Genomic DNA, 18,391 nt, shown 5'->3' on the forward strand with positions numbered 1-18,391 from the left:
GCAACTACGCATTCAGCCGGTCGAACTGGACCTTGCCGGCCTTCAGCACCAGCGGAATGTGCTCGCCCTGGCCGAGCAGGCAAGCGACATCGCGCAGCGGGTTGCCGTCGACCACCAGCAGGTCGGCGAGAGCGTTGGGCGCGATCCGGCCGAGCTTGCCCTCCATGCCGAGCACCTCGGCACCAACCACCGTGGCGCTGGCGATGACCGCCTGGGGCCCCAGAATTTCGGCGCGGATGCGGAATTCGTCGCTCTGCAGACGCTGCGACGGCCCGAGCAGGTCGCTGCCGAAGCCCATCTTCACGCCCGCATCGCGGTAGATCGCGAGCGAGCGCAGGCCGGCGTCGCGGACATCGGCGATCTTGGCGACGCTCTCCGGCGGCAGACCGTATTGGGCGCCCTCGCTAGCCAGCGCCTCGTAGGTGACGAGCGTCGGCACCACATAGGCGCCCTTCTCGGCCATCAGGCGCGCGGTCGGCTCATCCACGAGATTGCCATGCTCGATCGTGCGCACGCCGCAGCGAACCGCGCGCGCGATGGCGGCGGCGGTGTAGGCGTGGGCGAGCACATAGGTCTGTCGGCCGCGCGCCTCCTCGACGATGGCGCGGATCTCGTCCTCGGAATAACCAAACGCGCCAACCGGATCGGTCGGCGAGGCCACGCCGCCGGAGGCCATGATCTTGATCTGGTCGGCCCCCATCTGGAGCTCTTCGCGCGCAGCCTTCCTCACACCGTCGACGCCGTCGGCAACACGCGCCAGCGCGCCGACCCGCACGCAGCACGGACATGGTGCGTCGCTGGCGAGGTAGTCCGAGCGTGCCCTCATGTCGCCGTGGCCGCCGGTCTGGCTGAGCGCGCGGCCGGAGACGAACAGCCGCGGTCCATCGGTGAGGCCGGTCTCGATCGCCTGCTTCAGCGCATGGCCCGCGCCGCCGGCATCGCGGACCGTGGTGAAGCCACGCCGCAGCATGCCGCGCAACAACAGCGTCGAGCGCAGCGTCACCAGCACATTGGGCATGTGCACCTGCTGCGCCAGGTTGAGCTCGACGGCCACCGCATGGACATGCAGGTCGATCAGGCCGGGCATCAGCGTCTTGCCCTTCAGATCGATGGTCCGGTCGGCCGTGACCTGGAGCGGCCGGTCGGAGACCTCCTTGATCAAATTGTCTTCCACCAGCACGTGATGTCCCTCCAGGACGTCCGGCTGGAGCGGATCGAGCAGAGCGGCGTTCTTGAAGAGGATGCTGGCCATCGCGGCGTCCTGTCAGAAGTGATCCGGCGCGAGCAGCGCCGGCAATGTGAGCTGGGCAAAGGGAAGGCATGCGGCGACATCGTCCTCGCCGTACCAGCCCGCTTCATGCAGCAGATTGAGCGAGCCGAGCGTCCGGCCGCGCCAGCGCACGGGCATGTTGAGCACGCTCTCGCAGCCGAGCGAGGCGATCAGCTCGTGGTCGGAGAACACCATGCGCAAATCGTCCTGCGTACGGCCGATATAGGCATCGCCGCGGTCGAGCACGGCTTCGGTCCACGGCCCCGGCGCGAGGCGCTTGCGTCCGCCGGTCGGATACGGCCCGGGGAGATTGGAATAGATTCGCGCCGCTTCACCGCTGTCGCCGTCATAGGTCAGGATCGTGAACAGCTTGTGCCCGATCGCCGACTTCACGGCTTCGTCCAGCGCCGCGAACAGCGCATCCGGCTGATCAGCCCTGCCCTGCGCCGCCGCGACGGCACCGAGCAGCGGATCGGCCTGGCGTCTGGCCCGCGTCATGCAACTTCTCCCGCCGCAATTTCCTCCAGCGAGCGGCCGCGGGTCGGCACCCCCATCAGCACGACGGTCACCGCCCCGAGCAGCAGCACCGTGGTGGTGACGCCGAACACGCCGGCGAAGCCGAAATTGGGATAGAGATAGCCGACCAGGATCGGCGAGACGATCGCCCCGATGCGGCCGATCGCGGAGGCGAGCCCCGCACCGGTGGTCCTGACCGGCGTCGGAAACACCTCGGCCGTATAGGCGTAGACGCCCGCGTAGGTGCCGTTCATGAAGAAGGACAGGAAAATTCCCGCCGCCATGATCTGGTGGTCGCTCTGCGCGAAGGCGAGCCCGAGTGCGCTGGCACCGCCGAGCACCATGTAGGTCGCGATCGTCGCCTGCCGGCCGATGCGCTCGTTGAAATACGCGGCGCTGAAATAGCCGGGGATCTGCGCGCAATAGATCGCGATCGAATAGGCGAAGCTCTTGGTGATGCTCATGCCGTTCTGGACCAGCAGGCCCGGGATCCAGACGAAGAAGGAATAATAGCTGAAGGTGATCGCCAGCCACATGATCCAGGTCATGATGGTGATGCGCGCCTGGCGGCCCGCCAGCAGCGCCGCGAAATTGGCGAGCAGCGTTCCGGTCGCGCCCTGCGGCGCGACGGCTTCGACGACCGGCTGCGGCAGGACACGGCCCTCGCGCGCAAAGCCGGCCTCGATCCTGTCCAGCACGGCTTCGGCTTCCTTCTCCCTGCCCCGGCTTTCGAGCCAGCGCGGCGATTCCGGCAGCGCCCGGCGCCACCACAACAGCATGACGACCGGCACCGCCGTGATGACCAGCACGATGCGCCAGCCGTTCTCATAGGCGGGAACGATGAAGTAGCCGAGCAGCGCCGCGGCGACGAAGCCGAAGGAGAAGAAGCCGGCGAGCGCGCCGGTAAAGCTGCCGCGGAAGCGCCGCGCCACGAACTCCGCAAGATAAGGCGCGATGATCGCACTCTCCGCGCCGGTACCCATGCCAGCGACGACGCGGGCGGCGAAGAAGGACGGCCATGCATCGACCATCGCGCTCGCGATGGACGCGGCGCAATAGAGCGCAAGCGCCGACATCATCACCGCGCGGCGGCCGATCAGGTCGCCCAGCGTGCCCGCCAGCAACGCGCCGAACAGGAAGCCGATATAGGTGCTGCTGCCGAGCACACCGATCTGCACGCTCGACAAATTCCACGCCGTGCGCAGCACCGGCAGGATGAAGGCCAGCACCGCCGCGTCCATCGCGTCGAACATGTAGCCGAGCCCACCCATCAGCAGCAGATGCTTGTGGAAGCGTGCGAACGGAAGGCGCTCGATGCGCGCCGATATCATCGACATGAAAGTCCCTCAGTCTTGGCGGCCCGGCGCTCCGCGTGTCCCTTTGGGAACCATAGACAAAGTGACATTATCGTCATAATTTATAATCATGATCTAATATATCACTGTGGTGAATGTTCGTGTCGTTTCGCACGCTCGACCTCAATCTCCTGAAAGTCTTCGAGGCGCTGATGACCGAGGGCAGCGTCACGCGCGCCGCGAGTGCGCTGACGATGACCCAGCCCGCGGTCAGCAACGCGCTGGCGCGGCTGCGTGACGCGCTTGGCGATCCCTTGTTCGTGCGATCCGGCACCGGAATCCGTCCCACCCAGCGCGCGGTGGTGCTGTGGGAGCCGATCGGCGAAGCGCTGGAAAGCGTGCGGGGCGCGCTCGACGAGCAGGTATTCGATCCCGCCCGCGCGCAGACCGAGTTCAGCCTGTCGATGTCGGACTACGTCTCCTCGCTCGTGATGCCGAACCTTCTCGGCCATCTCGGCAAGATCGCGCCCAAGGCGCGCGTCCACACCGTGCCCAACACCGTCATCGAGATCGCCGACCAGCTCGAGGACAACAGGGTCGATTGCGTGCTCAGCGTCTATGTCAACGAGGCGCAGCAGCCGGCCGCCATTCGCTCGCGCTCGCTGTGGACCGTCGACTACGCCTGCTTCATGCGGCGCGGCCATCCGCTCGCCGCCCAGAAGCGGCTGAGCACCCGGACGTTCCTGAACGCGGGCCACGTCGATGTCAGCCTCGCGGGCAAGACCATGCCGTCCTACGACCTCTTCCTCGCCTCGCGCGGGCTGTCGCGCAATCTGGTCGCGACCGTCAATCACTACAGCGCCGCCTACGAGGTCGTGCGCCAGTCCGACCTGATCGCCGTGCTGCCGAGCGACCTGCGCTCGCAATCAAGGCAGGCGCCGTTGCTGCACGCCATGCCGCTTCCGCTTCGGGCGCCGCCGCGCATCGTCAGCCTGTTCTGGCACCAGCGCAACGACACCGTGCCGGCGCAGCGCTGGCTGCGCGAGACCCTGGTCGAGATGTTCGCCAGATCCGATTGAGCCCGCCGGCCGGTGAAAAACCGGAAACCATGCCTTTCCAGCAGCGGCATTGCCGAAGCGGCCTCCGCGCCCTAGCTGCACAGCAGACAAATTTCCTCGCACATGACGGGCGCCGCTCGCGCCCGATAGAGCCCTGACCGATGACCGCACCGCTTCAATTCGGACTGGATACCTTTGGCGACGTCACAAAGGATGCCTCCGGCGCCATGCTTTCCCATGCCCAGGTGATCCGCAACGTCGTCGACGAGGCGGTGCTGGCCGACGAGCTCGGCCTCGACTTCATCGGGCTCGGCGAGCATCACCGCGCCGATTTCGCGATCTCCTCGCCCGAGACCGTGCTCGCCGCGATCGCATCGCGCACCCGGCGCATCCATCTCGGCTCGGCCGTGACGGTGCTGAGCTCGGACGATCCGATCCGCGTGTTCCAGCGCTTTGCCACGCTCGATGCGCTCTCGAACGGGCGCGCCGAGGTGATCCTCGGCCGCGGCTCGTTCACCGAATCCTTTCCGCTGTTCGGCTTCGACCTGCGCGCTTACGAGGCGCTGTTCGAGGAGAAGCTCGACCTGTTCGCAGCGCTCCTGTCGCAGAAGCCGGTAACCTGGCAGGGCAAGCAGCGCCCGCCGCTGAAGGACCAACTCGTCTATCCCCCTGTCGAGAACGGCCGGCTCAAGACCTGGATCGGCGTCGGCGGCAGCCCGCAATCGGTGGTGCGCGCGGCGCATTACGACTTGCCTTTGATGCTCGCCATCATCGGCGGCGATCCCGCGCGCTTTGCGCCTTACGTCGATCTCTATCACCGCGCCTTCAAGGAATTCGGCCGACCTGCGCAGCCGATCGGCGTGCACTCGCCCGGCTACGTCGCCGAGACCGATGAAGAGGCGCGCGAGCAGCTGTGGCCGGACTACAAGGCCATGCGCGACCGCATCGGCAAGGAGCGCGGCTGGCCGCCGATGGGCCGCGACGAATTCGTCAACGAAGCCGAGCACGGTTCGCTCTATGCCGGCTCGCCGGAGACCGTCGCGCGCAAGATCGCCAAGACCGCGAAGGCGCTCGGGATCTCGCGCTTCCAGTTGAAATATTCGGCGGGTCCCCTGCCGCACGAGAAGCTGATGAAGAGCATCGAGCTCTATGGGCGGAAGGTGGTGCCGATGGTGCGGGAGATGATGGGGTGAGAGGCTCGCGTTCGCCTCAGTCCGTCTTCGCCCTACGGGCTTCGCCGGACACCACGTTTCGCCCTTCAGGCATCACGTGGCTGCGCCACGCGTAGCCCGAAGGGCGAAGCGTGGTGGGGGAGGCAGGACTCGAACCTGCGAAGCCATGAGGCGGCTGATTTACAGTCAGCTCCCTTTGCCACTCGGGACACTCCCCCGCTCGACGGCAGCACAATCGGGCCGGACCTTACCGGCGACCGAAGACGGCCATGGAACGTGAAGGCCGCTGACAGCCCAGAGAGGGGGCAGCGGCCGGGCGCGTTTATGGGCGATGCGATGGGGCAAAGTCAACCGAGGCGAACAGCTAAAATCGCCCCTCGTCGCACCCAAATTGCCATATTCCGGGACCCGTGACACAAGCGAGCCCATGAAGGATCGAAAATTCACCCCAAGGGGGCCTCGCGGCGGGGCTAAGCCCTTCAATAGGCCCGGAAAATCGGCCGGTCGGCCGGCCTGGCGCGACCGCGATTCGCACCCCGACGGGCCGGTCATCCTCTATGGCTGGCACACCGTGACCATGGCGCTCGCCAACCCTCAGCGCCAGATCCGCAAACTGACGCTGACCGAGAACGCCGCAAGGCGCCTTGCGGACGAAAACATCGAGACCCGCGTCGCCCCCGAGATCGTCCGGCCCCAGGAGATCGACCGGCTGCTGTCGCCCGACGCCGTGCACCAGGGCCTGCTGGCGGAGGCCGATGCCCTGCCCTCGCCCGACATCGAGACGTTGGAGCCCGAAGGCATGGTGCTGGTGCTCGACCAGATCACCGATCCGCACAATGTCGGCGCCATCCTGCGCTCCGCGGCGGCGTTCGCAGTGAAGGCGATCGTCACCACTGCGCGCCACAGCCCGGAAGCGACCGGCGTGCTCGCCAAGGCCGCCTCCGGCGCGCTCGAACTGGTGCCCATGGTGACGGTGCAAAATCTCGCCCGCGCGCTGACCGCGCTGAACGAACGTGGCTTCCAGACCGTCGGCCTCGACAGCGAAGGCAGCGAGGACCTCTCGGACGTCGCGTTGCGCGAGCCGCTCGCACTGGTGCTGGGGGCGGAAGGAAAAGGCCTGCGGCAATTGACGCGCGAGACATGCAGCGTCGTGGCGCGGCTCGACATGCCCGGCGAGATCAAGAGCCTCAACGTCTCCAATGCCGCCGTGCTCTCGCTCTATGTCGGCGCGAGCCGGCTCGGACTGATGAAGCGGTAAAGCGTTTTCGAACGAAGCGGATACCGGTTCGCGTAAAGAAAACGCGTCAAAATAAGACTCCTAGCAAAGCAAAGCGCCCGTCCGCTTCGTGCGGACGGGCGCTTCACACAATTGTCGACCGATCAGAGATCAGTAGTAGCGGCGCAGCACGCGATGGCCGCCATAGTACGGCGCGGGCGCGTGGCGGTGGGCGTAGCCATAGCGCGGACCGTGACCGTAGTGCACGCGCGGCAGATAGCCATAGCGCGGGCCGTAGCCGTAGCGATACGGACGATAGTGCGGGCGGTGATAGGGATAGGTGGCGGCGCGATAGCCATAGTTGGCGGGCGCGACGACGGCGTCCTCACGATAGGTCGGATACGGTGCGAAGGCGCCCGGGCCGGTATAGGTCGGGCCCTGGTTGACGTAGTAATACTGCGTGGTCGGTTCGGCGAGACGCTCATAGGCGCCATAGCCATAACCACCACAACCGGTGTTGCAGCCGGAATAGACCGGCGCAACCGGCTGGCACGGATTGAAGCCGCAGGCCGCGGCCGGCGCGGCCCCGACGAACATCACGGCAGCCGCCGCGACCAGTCCCGAAATCATCTGACGCATTACTCTCTCCTGTTGATTTCCGTATCTCGGATTTTTGACGTTTCTTAACCCGGCGGCTTGCCGGGCACCTCGGCACGCGGCCGCGACCGACGATGCTGCGGATTCACATTGATATCAGGCGCCAGGATCACTGGCGGCGGATCGACTGGCACATCCATCTGCGGCGACAGCGGCGCCGATTGCGCGCCCCAGCTCTGGTGATAGCTCTCGGCCGGCTTCGGCAATTTGCGGTTCGCCGGCGGCTCGACCTCGAGCCGGCCGTAGCCGGGCCGAAGTCCCAGTGTCGGATAATAATGGCCGACGTCGTCGGGCTGCCGCTCGGCGACATAGCGTCCGCCGTAGATTGTCGGCTGCACCTGGACGTTCTTGCCGAGGCCCCAGACACCCTCGACGACGGTATAGGACGCGTCGATACCATTGATGATGATCGGCACGCCGGGCCGGCCGGGCACGACGATGTCGAAGCCGCCGCCGGCAAACGCCGTCGCGGGCAGTCCGATCAGAAAGGCTGCGAGCGCCAGAGCGCGCATGGTGGGATCCCGGTTGTCAGGAACACAACCTAACCGATCGCGGCGCAGAGAGGGTTAAGGCCTGCTCACCAAATGCCGGTAAGCCTAACGCGCAAGAGGCGCGGGCCGCTCAAATGCCGCAAGCTGCACTAGTGAAGCGTTAACGGGGAGTGCACGCACTGGAACATGTTCCGCGCGCTCACATCCGTTTGACCCATGCGCGATACAATCAACCTGTTTCATCGGAACATCCGTCGCCGCCAGCGTTTAGCCCCCGTCAAATCAGACGGGAGACAAATAATGACGAACATGAAACTCCTCGGCGCCGCCGCGATCGCAGCATCCGCACTCGCAACGCCCGCCATGGCGCAAGCCGTGGTCAACAATCCGGCGCGCTGCTCGGCGCAATTTCCCAACGCCAATTGCCAGAACCTCGGCCCGGGCAATCCGCATACCGACAGCGGCTATCGCCATCGCCGCGTGAGCTACCGCCAGACCAATGGCGACTGGAACAACGACTGGAACAGGAGCCGCACCGGCTTCTGGCCGACCGACGTCGCAGCCGGTGTCGCGGGCGCCGCCATCGGCACCGCAGGTGCGATCGCAACTGCTCCGTTCCGGGCCATGGACAACAGTTACGCCTACGACAATTCGTGGGACAATCGTGGCTGGGACACCCGCACCTACGCCCAGCGTAACGGCTTCGTCTGTACGCCCGGCACATGGTTCAAGGGTGAAGACGGCCGCCGGCATATCTGCCAGTAAGCCAGCTTAAGCCACCTGCGAGGGATCAGGCGGCTTTCGGGCCGCCTGTTTTCGTGCCTGCGATCGACGCGCGGGTTCTGGCACTTTCCACCCAAGTCTGATATTGCGACGCGCGAGCGGGCGGACGGCTCCGGCACATGCCGAGCCCTGCCCCGCATCTCCAGCGTCGCCGGCTTAGCTCAGCGGTAGAGCAGCGGTTTTGTAAACCGAAGGTCGGGGGTTCAATCCCCTCAGCCGGCACCAGCGCTCGATGCGGAGCCCTCAGTTTGAATTCTTCTGGGCGCTGCTCTGCGGGAAATGCTGAGCGCCCGTAATCTCCACCCAGGCGTGTTTCGACTGCTCGAAAACCGATCTGATTGGTGCCGGATAGTTTGGATTCGCGAAGGCCCCGACGGCGACGCCGATCATCGCAGGCAGATTGTCGGCTTTCCAAAAGACGTTGAACCGCATTCGGGACAAAGATGGTTGGGGACCTTGCCGCCGCTTGCGGCTGTCCGGACGTATTCCTTCGACGTGCCTGAGATCGTGACGGCCTCTGTCGGATAGAACGCACCGACACCGAACGGCGCGCCTATCCGTCGCTGGCAGTCAACGCAATGGCAGGCGACGACGAGGCTTGACGGCCCCGGAAGCGACAACGCAAGACCGCCGCAATGACATCGTGCATCGATCATTGAAATTCCTATGCTTGCCCTCACTCCCTCCCCACCTCGAACGCCAGCAGCACATTGCCGGCGACGCCGCTCCATTGGCCGTAGCCGGAATTGGTGTAGAGCATGCCGCCGGCGATGACCGGTCCGGGGCCGTCGATCGCGCCGCCATGGGCGGGGACGCCGTTTACGGCCGTATAATCTCGCGCCGTATCGAACTCCCACAGCAGCTTGCCGTCGGCCGTCGCGTAGGCGCGCAGGAAGCCGCTGACGCTGCCGGAGAACACGACGCCGGGGATCAGGCTCACCGCCGCCGACAGCGCGGGGCTGCATTGGAGGCGATCGCCGCAGGCGACGGGAGATACTTCCATCGCAATTTTCCCGCTCGCGAGATCGAGGCCGAACAGGCCGCCGCCTTGGGTGGAATCGAGCTGCCGCGTGCCATCGCGCAGGAAACGGACGTCGGAGTTCGCGACATAGATGCGGTCCTGGTCGGCGGCCGAGCCCCATTCGCTGCCGCCGAGCGCACCGCCCTTCCCGATCCGCGTCTGCCACAGGATCTTGCCGTCGTCGTCAGGATCGAGCGCGTGCACGACGCCGGATTTCTGCGCGATGGCAAGAACGCGCCTGCCGTCGCGCAGGGTCACGAGGATCGGCGACTGGCCGAAATCGTGATCCGGCCCGTGATCCTCGGGACAATTGGACTTGTCGGCAGTGTAGCACGCCACGACGAAGGCGTCCTTCGGCGTGGCCTGCTGCTTCCAGAGCAGCTTCCCTGTCCCGAGCTCGAAAGCGAGGATCGAATCGGCGGTTGCGGCCGGCGGATTCGAATAGGAATTGCTGGTCGCGACATAGACGGCGTTGCGCTTCGGATCGATCGTCGGTGCCGACCACACCGCGGCGCCGGACGGGCCGAACAGCTGCGTACCCCTGACATTCTTGCCGGTCGGGTGCGGTATCTCGGGAATCGTGTAGGCCTGCCACACCGGCTTGCCGGTCACGGCCTCCAGCGCCACCACGCTGCCGCGGAAGGTGCAGCACTCGTAACCGGCTTGCGAGCCTGCGGCTTCCTCGAGCGACGACACCGGCACATACAGCACGCCGGAATGCAGCGTCGGCGCGCCGGTAATGCGGGCGGCCGGATGCTCCTCGACCTTCGTTTTCCAGATCAGCGCGCCGGTCAGCGCGTTCACCGCATAGGCATTGGCACGCAAGTCGCCGAAGAAGATCGCGAACTGATCGGTGCCGGGAAGCGGCGCGAAGCTGATCGCTGCGCGCACCGCGGCATCGGTCGGCAGCGTCCACAGCGTGCAGCCGCTTCGCGCGTCGAGCGCGTGCACCTTGCGGTCGGTGCCGCCGATGAACAGCAGTCCGCCCACGATCGTCGGCGGCGCAAACGACACCGAGGCGCCCGGAAAGGCATAAGCCCATTTCAGCCGCAGGCGCGGCACCTCTTCCGCGGTCAGACCGGCCATGTCGGCCGGCTGGAAGCGGCTGTTGCCGGCATCGACGCCCCACCCGTTCCAGCGCGGACCATCGAGCGGCTCGGGAAAGCCGCTGACCCGCCGCGTACAGCGCCCTTCCGCGTCGGCCGCGCGGTCGCCGGCCGCGGCCTTGCCGGTGACGAAGGCAGCAATCGCGCGGCGCTCGTCGTCGCTGCGCTCCCTCGCCATCGCCGCCATGCTGCCGGAGGTCAGCGTCCCCAGCACATGATCGAACGACATCGCCTGCATGGCGCTGCGGCCCGGCACACGGCTCTGGGCATCGCCGCCATCGTGACATTGCGCGCAGTGGCTTGCGTAGAGCGCGCCGCCGCCCTGCTGCGCCAGTGCCGGCGCGCAGCACCCGATCAGCATGGCGACGACCACAACAATCGGTCTCATGGCGTGCTCCGGCATCGTCACTGCAACGCAAGACGGCTCTATACAACCCAAAGTGTAGCGCGACGGCGATCACCGAGGCAATGGACGTTCCGCCTGCCTCCGTCACATCCCCGTGGCAATGCGAGCGCGATCGGGGAGCTCATCGAGCCGCCAGAGCCCGAGACTCTTGTCGTGCCAGCCGCCACCGCCCTCCTCGCAGCGCTCGTTGATCAGTTCGCGCGGCGCCGGCCAGTTGAACGGCGCCGTCTGCATGTTCAGCGCGCGCCAGTCGCCGTCCTCGCAATCGCGATTTTCATCCCATTCGGGAAAGGTCGTGAGCAGCACGAAGCGCGCGCCGCTCGCACCAAAGTTCGTCACGGCGCGAGCGATGTTGTCGAAACTCAGATGAACCAGGCAGTCACGGCACAGGACCAAGTCGGCGGGCGGCAGCGCGTCGCGCGTGATGTCCGCGACGCGGAAACGACCGGCCAGCTCGCCCCGCGCCGCGCGCGCGCGATTGGCCTCGATCAGGGACGGCACGATATCGATGCCGGTGTAGTCGAGATCGAGCGTCATGCGGCCGATCCAGCCGGCATCGCCGCAGGGCGCATCGAGCAGCGAGCGCACACCGAGCCGTTGCAGCAGTGCCGGAAGCGCGTCCCGGATCGCGGCCGTGGCGGGATCCTCCGAGCCGAGGCCCGAGACCGAGGTGGCCGCGCCCCACAGGTTCGTCCGCTCGATCCGCTCGAACCGTGCGGCGAGATCGAGGCCCGCGAAACTGTCGCGGTCGGCAACGAAGCGTTCGTGGGCGAGCACGGGGGGACGATTGGGGATCATAGTGCGGGACTCGCGTCAAGATTCCGTCGCAAGCACACTATACAGGCGACGTGTCTCCTCCGAAATCTCCGTCGTGCGAGTTCGCAGATGATTACTCGACGAACGGCGTTGTCCGGCATCGCCGCGCTGCTGACGTCCGTCCCCGCACATGGTGCTCCAGGCGAACAGTTCAGCGTCGCCTCCGGCAATGACAGCCTGCCCGTATCACGTTACGCCGCGACGGTGGCCGGGAAGCGGCCTGCCGTGATCGTGCTGCATGGATCCCGCGGCATCGAGCTTGGGCTCCGCGCCTACGAGCGATATGCCGATGCGCTGTCCGCCAAGGGCATCGACGTCTATTTTCTCCGCTACATGACGCCGACCGATACGGCCGCTCTGACGTCGAAGTCCAGCACGCATGAGAGCCGCGATGCCTATGACACGACGCGGTTTGACGGTTGGGCCGATACGGTCTCCACCACCGTGACGGCAATCCTGGGCCGATCCGACAGTTCTGGGCGCATCGGCCTGCTCGGCTTCTCGCTGGGCGGCTACATCGCCGCCGACACCGCCGCGCGGGACATGCGAATTGCCGCACTCGCGGTACTCTATGGCGGCATGCCCGACGCTATGGCCGCGAATATCAAGCACCTGCCGCCCCTGATCGCATTGCATGGCGAGGCAGACAGGAACGTGCCGGTCGCGAAGGGACGGCGGTTGGTCGCGCTCGGCAAGTCGGTCGGCGCCGAGGCTGAGTTCGTGCCCTATCCAGGCAAGCCTCACGGCTTTGATTTCTCCGACACCGACCCAATGACATTCGATGCGATCGATCGCGTCACACGGTTCTTCCAGACGAAGCTCGCCGCCTGACCCTGCGGGCTCAAGCCGGCTTCTGCCATTCCATGATGTGGAAGTATGGCACCCGGCGATGAAGGGCATTCCTATCGGGATCGCAGCGGCAGCCATAGTCGCCGTCCTCGCCCTGCTCCATGATCCAGGCAGCCGCGGACGCGGCCCAGCCGTCGCTGGCGTCTTCATCCATGGCGGCCTTCACAGGTCGGTGCAGAGGCATGGCACCGCGGGGACGGCTACTGACCACAGCGAAGTTCAACATGAGGTAGCATGCAGCCCGCATGCGCTCCACCACGGCCCGAGAGAAAGCCAAGATCGCCGCCGGCGCGGTCGCGGCCGTCGTCGTGACGGCCATGCTGTACGCAATCACAATGGGATTTCTGCTGGCGCGCTAGATGCGGCCGGCGCGGCGGATGGGGCCGCCGCACAGACTTAGGCGGCGCGCACGGTGCGGAGGAATTTTCCGACTTCGTCCTTCAACCGGTTGCTGTCGGTCGCCAGCATCTTTGTGGTCGAGAGCACCTGCGAGGAGGCCGAGCCGGTCTCGGCCGCACCGCGCTGCACGTCGGTGATGTTCGAGGAGACCTGCTGGGTGCCGTGGGCGGCCTGCTGCACGTTGCGCGAGATCTCCTGGGTCGCGGCGCCCTGCTCCTCCACCGCCGCGGCGATGGTCGACGACACTTCCGAGAGCCGCTCGATCGTCGCGGAGATGTCGCGGATCGCGTTCACGGATTCCTGGGTCGCGGTCTGGATGCCGGAAATCTGCAGGCTGATCTCGCCGGTCGCCTTCGCGGTCTGCTCGGCCAGCGTCTTCACTTCGGAGGCAACGACCGCGAAGCCGCGGCCGGCTTCGCCGGCGCGTGCCGGCACTCTTACTGAAAAATACTCTCTGGAGTCCCTCCGTAAGCTTGGCGCAAGCTTCAGCCGCTTTTGCAGGCGCCTGCTCCAGTATCGCGGCGCGGAACCAAGCGCATGCATCGCTCGTTATTTCCCCATGCGGATCAGGTTCGACAATCGACACATATTCCTGCTGGGAGCGGTGACGCTGTGCTGCGCCGTCGTGACCGGCACGCTTGCGCTGTTCGACCCCGACCTTGGACCGGTGCCGGAGAGGCAGGTCGCCGACAGCAGACCGGTCGATGCCGCAGCCCAGGCAGCGGTCCGGGTGGTCGGCGCGCCTTTCGTACCCAACGTCAATCCGCGCGAGCGATAGCGCTCACGTCGGGGATGTGCCTTCGCCCGCTCCGGGCTGGACATGGGCACGTGCCAATTCCTCGACGAACGCGATCACCTCCGCCCGCTTGTCGGGCGGCAGCGACAGGAACGCGCGGATGAGCCTCAAGCCCTCCGCTTCGATCGACGGTTCTTTTCCGGCATCCATCCGCCCACTGTCGGGCTCCCGGGAAAAATATGCAATCCCTTGCAGGATACCTTCTTGATTCGCCCCGCGAGCTTTGGTGGAATGGCTCCAGCAGGGGTGGCCCATGAAGTGGATCAGGGAGCGCGACGCACTGATCGCGCAGACACTGGCCTTCGTCCAATCGGTAACCGGCAAGAAGGATGACCTCCATCCGCCGGAGCCCTCGTCTGCGGCATTCACGGTGACCACGGAGATCGTAACGATCGAGGCTGTTGCGGTCGAAACCGGGCCACCACCGGCGATATCTCCGCCCAAACCTCAGGCCCGCCCCCTCCAGGTGCCGCCGCCCCGCATTGCTGGCGATTTCCGCACCGAGATGCAGGCCCGGATCGCGAATTTTCGCAAGCATCAGGAGCGGTTCGAGCGCGAGCGCGAGGAGTATTGCGCGGCGACCCTGACGAAACTCCGCGCCGCCATCCGCGACGCCTCTCCCCGCCCACCGGCGGAAAAGTGAGGCGGCTAGCGCCTCACAACCAGGACCACACCAGCCAGAGATTGGCCGCGCAAGCGCCGAACAGCGCCAGCGTCAACGGCAGGAGCATGTGCCCGCAGGAGGTTTTCAGGTCGCTCGTCATGGCCGAAAACATCCGCTGATTCCGGCCGGAGAGTCCCAGGGATTCTTTTTTTAGGGATTCAGGACTCGTTTACGACTCAGGGACCGGGGGCCCCGATCACGGCCCCGTGATCACTCGCCGGCCGGAACCCCTCGCCCGTGAAGTCGTTAACGCGCTTTCCAGGAGCGGGAAGAATGCCCTACGCCTTGTTCTGCAACGACGCCCAAATCAGCAAGGCCTATCCTGATGAGTCCGATGTCTGGAAATTGGCGCAACGGAGCGGCCTCGTCGTGGATGTCAGCACCGACGACGAGCGCGCCGGGCCGCGCCGGGTGCTCGACAATGACTACGAGATCAAGCCCTGTCGGGCAGCCCAAGGCGAGGACCCCGCCCGGAACAAGGCTGAGGCGGAGCGCCAGTCGAGGATGGAGCTTCAGCTGAATTCGTGAGGTTCGGGCCGAAAGCCGTGGGCTCAGGGCGTCGCGGTCGCCAGCGAGGCCTGCTCGCCGGCCAGCACCACGCAGGCCTTGCGGCGGTGCAGCCCGCGGATTGCGCCGGTGACCTTCAGCACCTTGCCGGACGGACAGGAGGCATCCTTGACGAAGGCCACCTCATAGGGTGCCAGCATCAGAGGCTCGGATTTGAGGATTGTTTGAGCAGCGCACGGCAGCGAGATGAAGCACGAGAGCACTGCCGCCGACACCAAGATACGCATGTCCGTCGTCCCACCAGCCCGGTAATTCTCATATAACGCGTTCCGGAGCACGAGTTCCGTAAGCGGCAAAAATTATTTTTGCTTTACCCCTGCCCCATGACACGCGTGAGAAGGCGCGCGCCGAAACGTTTGCTTGCAAATGACGCGCCAGATGGTTCACGCAAAGCAAACAACGGGGGCTGGCAAGCAAGGGGCCGGCAAACAAGAAGCCGGAAAACGAAAGGCCGGCGGGAGCCGGCCTTGTCAGATCTGGGATTGCCGCTGGCGGATCAGTAGCGCGAGGCTGACGGACCGCCCCAGCCGAAGCGGTAGTTCACGCCGACCTTGACGGTATGCTCGTCCTCCCGGCCCCGGACGCCCACGATATCGGCCGGGCCGGAGGTGAACGTCGTGCTGCCAAAATTGTAGTACTGGTACTCGGCCTTGGCCGACCAGCTCGGCGCGAACATGTATTCGAGACCGGCGCCGACGGTATAGCCGTCCTTGTTGTTGCCGGTGGCGGTGAAGGTCTGCGGCACGCCGGCGACGTTGACGCCCAGGCCGCCATTGCGCCAGGCGTAACCGCCCTTGGCGTAGACCAGTGCCGGACCCCAAGTGTAGCCGATGCGGCCGGTCACCGACCCGAGCTGGTCGGTGTTGGACGTCACCTGCGTACCCAGCGGGAACGTGACACCGTTGTTGTTGGTCGGCAGCCAGGAATACTGGGCCTCGACGCCCACGACCCAATTGGGCGCGAACTGGTAATCGAAGCCGCCCTGCACGCCGCCCAGGAAGCGGGCGTCGCTCGACTGGAAGCTGCTGTCGCCGGCAAACGCGCCGCCGACATGGCCGCCGATATAGAAGCCGGTCCAGTTGTAGATCACCTGCGGCGGCGTGTAGGCCGGCGCCTTGGTGTAGGTGCGCGGCTGCATGTCAGCCGCTGCCGCTGGCGCGGCCAGCGCGAGCAGAGCGGCCGCTGCGCCCAGCAAGATCGTCTTCATGATCATCCCCGTTCTTTCAAATTCGACACTCAGGAAACAACGTGGCGTGAATTAGGTTGCTTCGCGGTGATGCCGGAACGTTGATCGTTCGTTACTGTGACGGGGTGGCAACAAGGCGATTTTGTTCCGTCACGTGGCCTTGCACCGACTGTTTTGGTCGCAGCGCAAAGCCTGCCGTAACGATTTGTCGCAAGGCAGACCATCCCCGTTCAAAGCTCGCCAAAATGTGATCCAGCGGCTCCGGCGGGCTCTGTCCTAGCATCAGGCGATGAAGGCGGGCTTTGCGCTACCGCGTCATCTTTTCGAGTTCCGGAAAGGGTGCGTAAACCGCGCCGGAGCAGAGCTCGCCGGCGCGATCGACGACGCGATCGGCCCGCCCGTTGACGAAGACGACGGCGCGCTCGCGCATGCCCTTGTAGCTGCCGTCGGTCTCGCGCGGGGTGAAGCGCAGGCAGCTCACGTAGAACTGCCGGCCGCCGAGCTCGCGCAGCACCGGCTCGGCCATGCCGGCCTCGCGCACACCGACGGGATTGTTCAGATAGGCCCGCATCAACGCCAGCGTGTCGCTGCGGAAATTGTCGGGGAACGGCTGCGGCCCTCCGGCCTGCGCCCCGCCCAGCACGGTCGGACGGTCACCGTCGTTGCCGAAACACGCCGCGAGCGCCAGCGGCAATGCCAGGATCGCAGCCAGGCTCACCGCACGTTTCGCCAATCGCCCCACAGGTCACGCTCTCCGCTCGTCCAGACTCAGGAGACGTTCTAGCCGCAAGGCTGCAGCAAGGGAATTCGCTTGCGCAACGCACCGGCCCGCCGCCGGTGCCTTGCGCTTTCGCGCAAGACGCCGGGACGACGGGCCGGGCCTGAATTCCGCACGCGGCAGCAGGGCAATGCCAGGGATGCCGCCGCGCGGGATCAGTCGTTAGCTGCGCTTATCGGTCGTCGCCGGCTTGGTCACGTCAGGCTGCGCCTTCAGCGACTTCTTCGCCGACAGGTGCTTGTGGTGATGACGATGCGTGCGCACGGTCTTGTGCTCGTCGGGCGTGACCGCGGCGTTCGCATTCATCGCCTTCGACTTGCCGTCGACCTTGGCGTCCGCCTTGACGTCGGAAGCCTTGGTGTCGGAAGCCTTGGTGTCGGCCTTGGCGCCGGCGTCCGGTTTCGCGACAGTGTTCGTCGCCTTGGTCTGGCTCTGGTCCGCCTTGATCACCGGAGCGGTCGTGGTGGTCTTGCCGGCCTCAGCCGCGAAGGCCGGGGCTGCGATCACGGAAGCTGCGAGCAAGGCGGCGGAAATGGTCTTCAACATGGCAGGTCTCCTCTTGGAAGGATCTCGAGGCGGCGCCCTCTCGCCCACCCTTCGATCGTAGGTGGGAGCCTAGGCCTCGCGCGCTGAACCCAGTCTGAAGCCGGTTGCAGGCTTCCGTTCATCTGGATGACAAGTTTGTCATCTGCGGCATGGCGAATAGGCTGGGCAGCCGGGAATGTTTTTGTCCGGCGGGTGTTCCGGTCTTCAGGCAATCGTGTAGGATCGCCACGTTCCATACGGGAGAACTTAGATGCGCAAACTCTCTACGCTTCTTGTGCGGGGACTCGTCGCCATGACGCTGGCGGCCGGGCCAGCTCTGACCAGCGCCTATGCCGCGGGCAGCGACGAGCCCTCACCGCCGAAATCGGACTCCTCGACCAAGAAGGGCAAGAAGAAGAGCTCCTCCGTCAGCGATCCGAAGTTTCTCGCTGCCTATCGCACCGCCTACACCACGATCTACGACAACCACGACTATACCGGCGCGATCGGCCAGCTGAAGTCGCTCAAGCGCGACGACGTCGCCGACGTCGCCAACCTGATCGGCTACTCCTATCGCAAGCTCGGCGACTACCAGTCGTCGAAGGCCTATTACGAGCTGGCGCTGAAGGACGATCCGAACCACGTCCGCACCTGGCAGTACTACGGCCTCTGGCAGCTGGAGCAGGGCAACCGCGAGCAGGCGCAGTATCATCTGAACAAGATCGCCTCGCTCGCCGGTACCGACAGCTCCGAGTATCGCTCGCTTGCATCGGCGCTCGACAAGCCGACCGGAGCGACGCTCGTCTACTAAGCCATCTCG

The 18,391-nt window shown here is 65.7% G+C and carries 22 protein-coding genes, 2 tRNA genes and 2 pseudogenes; 10 read left to right on the top strand and 16 right to left on the bottom strand.

The genetic code is table 11. The features are described from left to right. Nucleotides 1–4: 4 nt before the first annotated feature. Genes AC1RUR_RS20165 through AC1RUR_RS20175 form a run of 3 tightly spaced genes read right to left on the bottom strand, consistent with a single transcriptional unit; the run spans nt 5 to nt 3,123 of the window. Nucleotides 5–1,252 (bottom strand): metal-dependent hydrolase family protein, encoded by a 1,248-nt coding sequence (locus AC1RUR_RS20165; protein WP_492847115.1) that lies wholly within the window; start codon nt 1,250–1,252, stop codon nt 5–7. A 12-nt stretch (nt 1,253–1,264) separates the two neighbouring features. Next, nucleotides 1,265–1,768 (bottom strand): GAF domain-containing protein, encoded by a 504-nt coding sequence (locus AC1RUR_RS20170; protein ID WP_492847118.1) that lies wholly within the window; start codon nt 1,766–1,768, stop codon nt 1,265–1,267. Continuing rightward, nucleotides 1,765–3,123, bottom strand: a complete 1,359-nt coding sequence (locus tag AC1RUR_RS20175; RefSeq protein ID WP_492847121.1) for an MFS transporter — start codon at nt 3,121–3,123, stop codon at nt 1,765–1,767. The genes AC1RUR_RS20170 and AC1RUR_RS20175 overlap by 4 nt, the downstream gene beginning before the upstream one ends. 113 nt (nt 3,124–3,236) lie before the next feature. Here AC1RUR_RS20175 and AC1RUR_RS20180 point away from each other — a divergent pair, with 113 nt between their 5' ends. Next, on the top strand, nt 3,237–4,160 hold the full coding sequence (locus tag AC1RUR_RS20180; protein ID WP_492847123.1) for a LysR family transcriptional regulator: 924 nt from the start codon (nt 3,237–3,239) through the stop codon (nt 4,158–4,160). A gap of 140 nt (nt 4,161–4,300) precedes the next feature. Continuing rightward, on the top strand, nt 4,301–5,332 hold the full coding sequence (locus AC1RUR_RS20185; protein ID WP_492847125.1) for an LLM class flavin-dependent oxidoreductase: 1,032 nt from the start codon (nt 4,301–4,303) through the stop codon (nt 5,330–5,332). Between the two features lie 111 nt (nt 5,333–5,443). Here AC1RUR_RS20185 and AC1RUR_RS20190 read toward each other — a convergent pair. Next, a tRNA-Tyr gene (locus AC1RUR_RS20190) sits at nt 5,444–5,529 on the bottom strand. A gap of 209 nt (nt 5,530–5,738) precedes the next feature. Here AC1RUR_RS20190 and rlmB point away from each other — a divergent pair. After that, entirely contained in the window at nt 5,739–6,569 is an 831-nt protein-coding gene (gene rlmB / locus AC1RUR_RS20195) for a 23S rRNA (guanosine(2251)-2'-O)-methyltransferase RlmB (protein WP_492847127.1), read from the top strand. A 129-nt stretch (nt 6,570–6,698) separates the two neighbouring features. Here the strand turns inward: rlmB and AC1RUR_RS20200 are convergent, their stop codons facing one another. Further along, nucleotides 6,699–7,166 (bottom strand): hypothetical protein, encoded by a 468-nt coding sequence (locus AC1RUR_RS20200; protein ID WP_492847129.1) that lies wholly within the window; start codon nt 7,164–7,166, stop codon nt 6,699–6,701. A 44-nt stretch (nt 7,167–7,210) separates the two neighbouring features. Next, entirely contained in the window at nt 7,211–7,696 is a 486-nt protein-coding gene (locus AC1RUR_RS20205; protein ID WP_492847130.1) for a hypothetical protein, read from the bottom strand. Nucleotides 7,697–7,975: 279 nt separating this feature from the next. On the opposite strand from AC1RUR_RS20205, the gene AC1RUR_RS20210 reads away from it, so the two are divergent. Both AC1RUR_RS20210 and AC1RUR_RS20215 read left to right on the top strand, forming a co-directional pair. Continuing rightward, on the top strand, nt 7,976–8,440 hold the full coding sequence (locus AC1RUR_RS20210) for a hypothetical protein (RefSeq protein WP_492847132.1): 465 nt from the start codon (nt 7,976–7,978) through the stop codon (nt 8,438–8,440). A 168-nt stretch (nt 8,441–8,608) separates the two neighbouring features. After that, nucleotides 8,609–8,683, top strand: a tRNA-Thr gene (locus AC1RUR_RS20215). Nucleotides 8,684–8,701: 18 nt separating this feature from the next. Here the strand turns inward: AC1RUR_RS20215 and AC1RUR_RS20220 are convergent. The 3 genes and pseudogenes from AC1RUR_RS20220 to AC1RUR_RS20230 form a co-directional block, all read right to left on the bottom strand. Beyond that, a pseudogene (locus AC1RUR_RS20220) lies at nt 8,702–9,114 on the bottom strand (GFA family protein). Nucleotides 9,115–9,134: 20 nt separating this feature from the next. Next, complete coding sequence (locus AC1RUR_RS20225) at nt 9,135–10,973, bottom strand: outer membrane protein assembly factor BamB family protein (protein WP_492847134.1); 1,839 nt, start codon at nt 10,971–10,973, stop codon at nt 9,135–9,137. A gap of 102 nt (nt 10,974–11,075) precedes the next feature. Beyond that, complete coding sequence (locus tag AC1RUR_RS20230) at nt 11,076–11,789, bottom strand: class I SAM-dependent methyltransferase (RefSeq protein WP_492847136.1); 714 nt, start codon at nt 11,787–11,789, stop codon at nt 11,076–11,078. Nucleotides 11,790–11,876: 87 nt separating this feature from the next. Here AC1RUR_RS20230 and AC1RUR_RS20235 point away from each other — a divergent pair, with 87 nt between their 5' ends. After that, nucleotides 11,877–12,638, top strand: a complete 762-nt coding sequence (locus tag AC1RUR_RS20235; protein WP_492847138.1) for a dienelactone hydrolase family protein — start codon at nt 11,877–11,879, stop codon at nt 12,636–12,638. Nucleotides 12,639–12,648: 10 nt separating this feature from the next. Here AC1RUR_RS20235 and AC1RUR_RS20240 read toward each other — a convergent pair whose 3' ends face one another. Both AC1RUR_RS20240 and AC1RUR_RS20245 read right to left on the bottom strand, forming a co-directional pair. Further along, nucleotides 12,649–12,810: a hypothetical protein gene (locus AC1RUR_RS20240; protein ID WP_492847139.1), complete on the bottom strand. Its 162-nt coding sequence runs from the start codon at nt 12,808–12,810 to the stop codon at nt 12,649–12,651. A 242-nt stretch (nt 12,811–13,052) separates the two neighbouring features. Then, nucleotides 13,053–13,484 (bottom strand): annotated as a pseudogene (locus AC1RUR_RS20245) (methyl-accepting chemotaxis protein); the annotation flags it as partial. A 130-nt stretch (nt 13,485–13,614) separates the two neighbouring features. Between AC1RUR_RS20245 and AC1RUR_RS20250 the strand changes: the two are divergent. After that, the gene (locus AC1RUR_RS20250) at nt 13,615–13,833 is read left to right on the top strand and encodes a hypothetical protein (protein ID WP_492847141.1); all 219 of its coding nucleotides are present in this window, start codon (nt 13,615–13,617) and stop codon (nt 13,831–13,833) included. Nucleotides 13,834–13,836: 3 nt separating this feature from the next. On the opposite strand, the gene AC1RUR_RS20255 is transcribed toward AC1RUR_RS20250, so the two are convergent. Continuing rightward, nucleotides 13,837–14,001 carry a hypothetical protein gene (locus AC1RUR_RS20255; RefSeq protein ID WP_492847143.1) on the bottom strand — a complete coding sequence of 55 codons (165 nt, stop codon included), beginning with the start codon at nt 13,999–14,001 and terminating at the stop codon, nt 13,837–13,839. 103 nt (nt 14,002–14,104) lie between these two features. Here AC1RUR_RS20255 and AC1RUR_RS20260 point away from each other — a divergent pair, with 103 nt between their 5' ends. Both AC1RUR_RS20260 and AC1RUR_RS20265 read left to right on the top strand, forming a co-directional pair. Continuing rightward, on the top strand, nt 14,105–14,494 hold the full coding sequence (locus AC1RUR_RS20260) for a hypothetical protein (protein ID WP_492847405.1): 390 nt from the start codon (nt 14,105–14,107) through the stop codon (nt 14,492–14,494). A 294-nt stretch (nt 14,495–14,788) separates the two neighbouring features. Continuing rightward, entirely contained in the window at nt 14,789–15,043 is a 255-nt protein-coding gene (locus tag AC1RUR_RS20265; protein WP_492847145.1) for a hypothetical protein, read from the top strand. A 23-nt stretch (nt 15,044–15,066) separates the two neighbouring features. Here AC1RUR_RS20265 and AC1RUR_RS20270 read toward each other — a convergent pair whose 3' ends face one another. The 4 genes from AC1RUR_RS20270 to AC1RUR_RS20285 form a co-directional block, all read right to left on the bottom strand. Next, nucleotides 15,067–15,309: a hypothetical protein gene (locus tag AC1RUR_RS20270; RefSeq protein WP_492847147.1), complete on the bottom strand. Its 243-nt coding sequence runs from the start codon at nt 15,307–15,309 to the stop codon at nt 15,067–15,069. A 269-nt stretch (nt 15,310–15,578) separates the two neighbouring features. Continuing rightward, on the bottom strand, nt 15,579–16,289 hold the full coding sequence (locus tag AC1RUR_RS20275; RefSeq protein ID WP_492847149.1) for an outer membrane protein: 711 nt from the start codon (nt 16,287–16,289) through the stop codon (nt 15,579–15,581). Nucleotides 16,290–16,575: 286 nt separating this feature from the next. Then, a complete protein-coding gene (locus AC1RUR_RS20280) occupies nt 16,576–17,010 on the bottom strand; it encodes a hypothetical protein (protein WP_492847151.1) in 435 nt (144 codons plus the stop codon). Nucleotides 17,011–17,208: 198 nt separating this feature from the next. Further along, a complete protein-coding gene (locus AC1RUR_RS20285; RefSeq protein ID WP_492847153.1) occupies nt 17,209–17,592 on the bottom strand; it encodes a His-rich protein BRANT in 384 nt (127 codons plus the stop codon). A 250-nt stretch (nt 17,593–17,842) separates the two neighbouring features. Here AC1RUR_RS20285 and AC1RUR_RS20290 point away from each other — a divergent pair, with 250 nt between their 5' ends. Further along, the gene (locus AC1RUR_RS20290) at nt 17,843–18,382 is read left to right on the top strand and encodes a tetratricopeptide repeat protein (protein WP_492847154.1); all 540 of its coding nucleotides are present in this window, start codon (nt 17,843–17,845) and stop codon (nt 18,380–18,382) included. Nucleotides 18,383–18,391: the final 9 nt, after the last annotated feature.

Source organism: Bradyrhizobium sp. GW821-FHT12B03 (assembly GCF_058807535.1).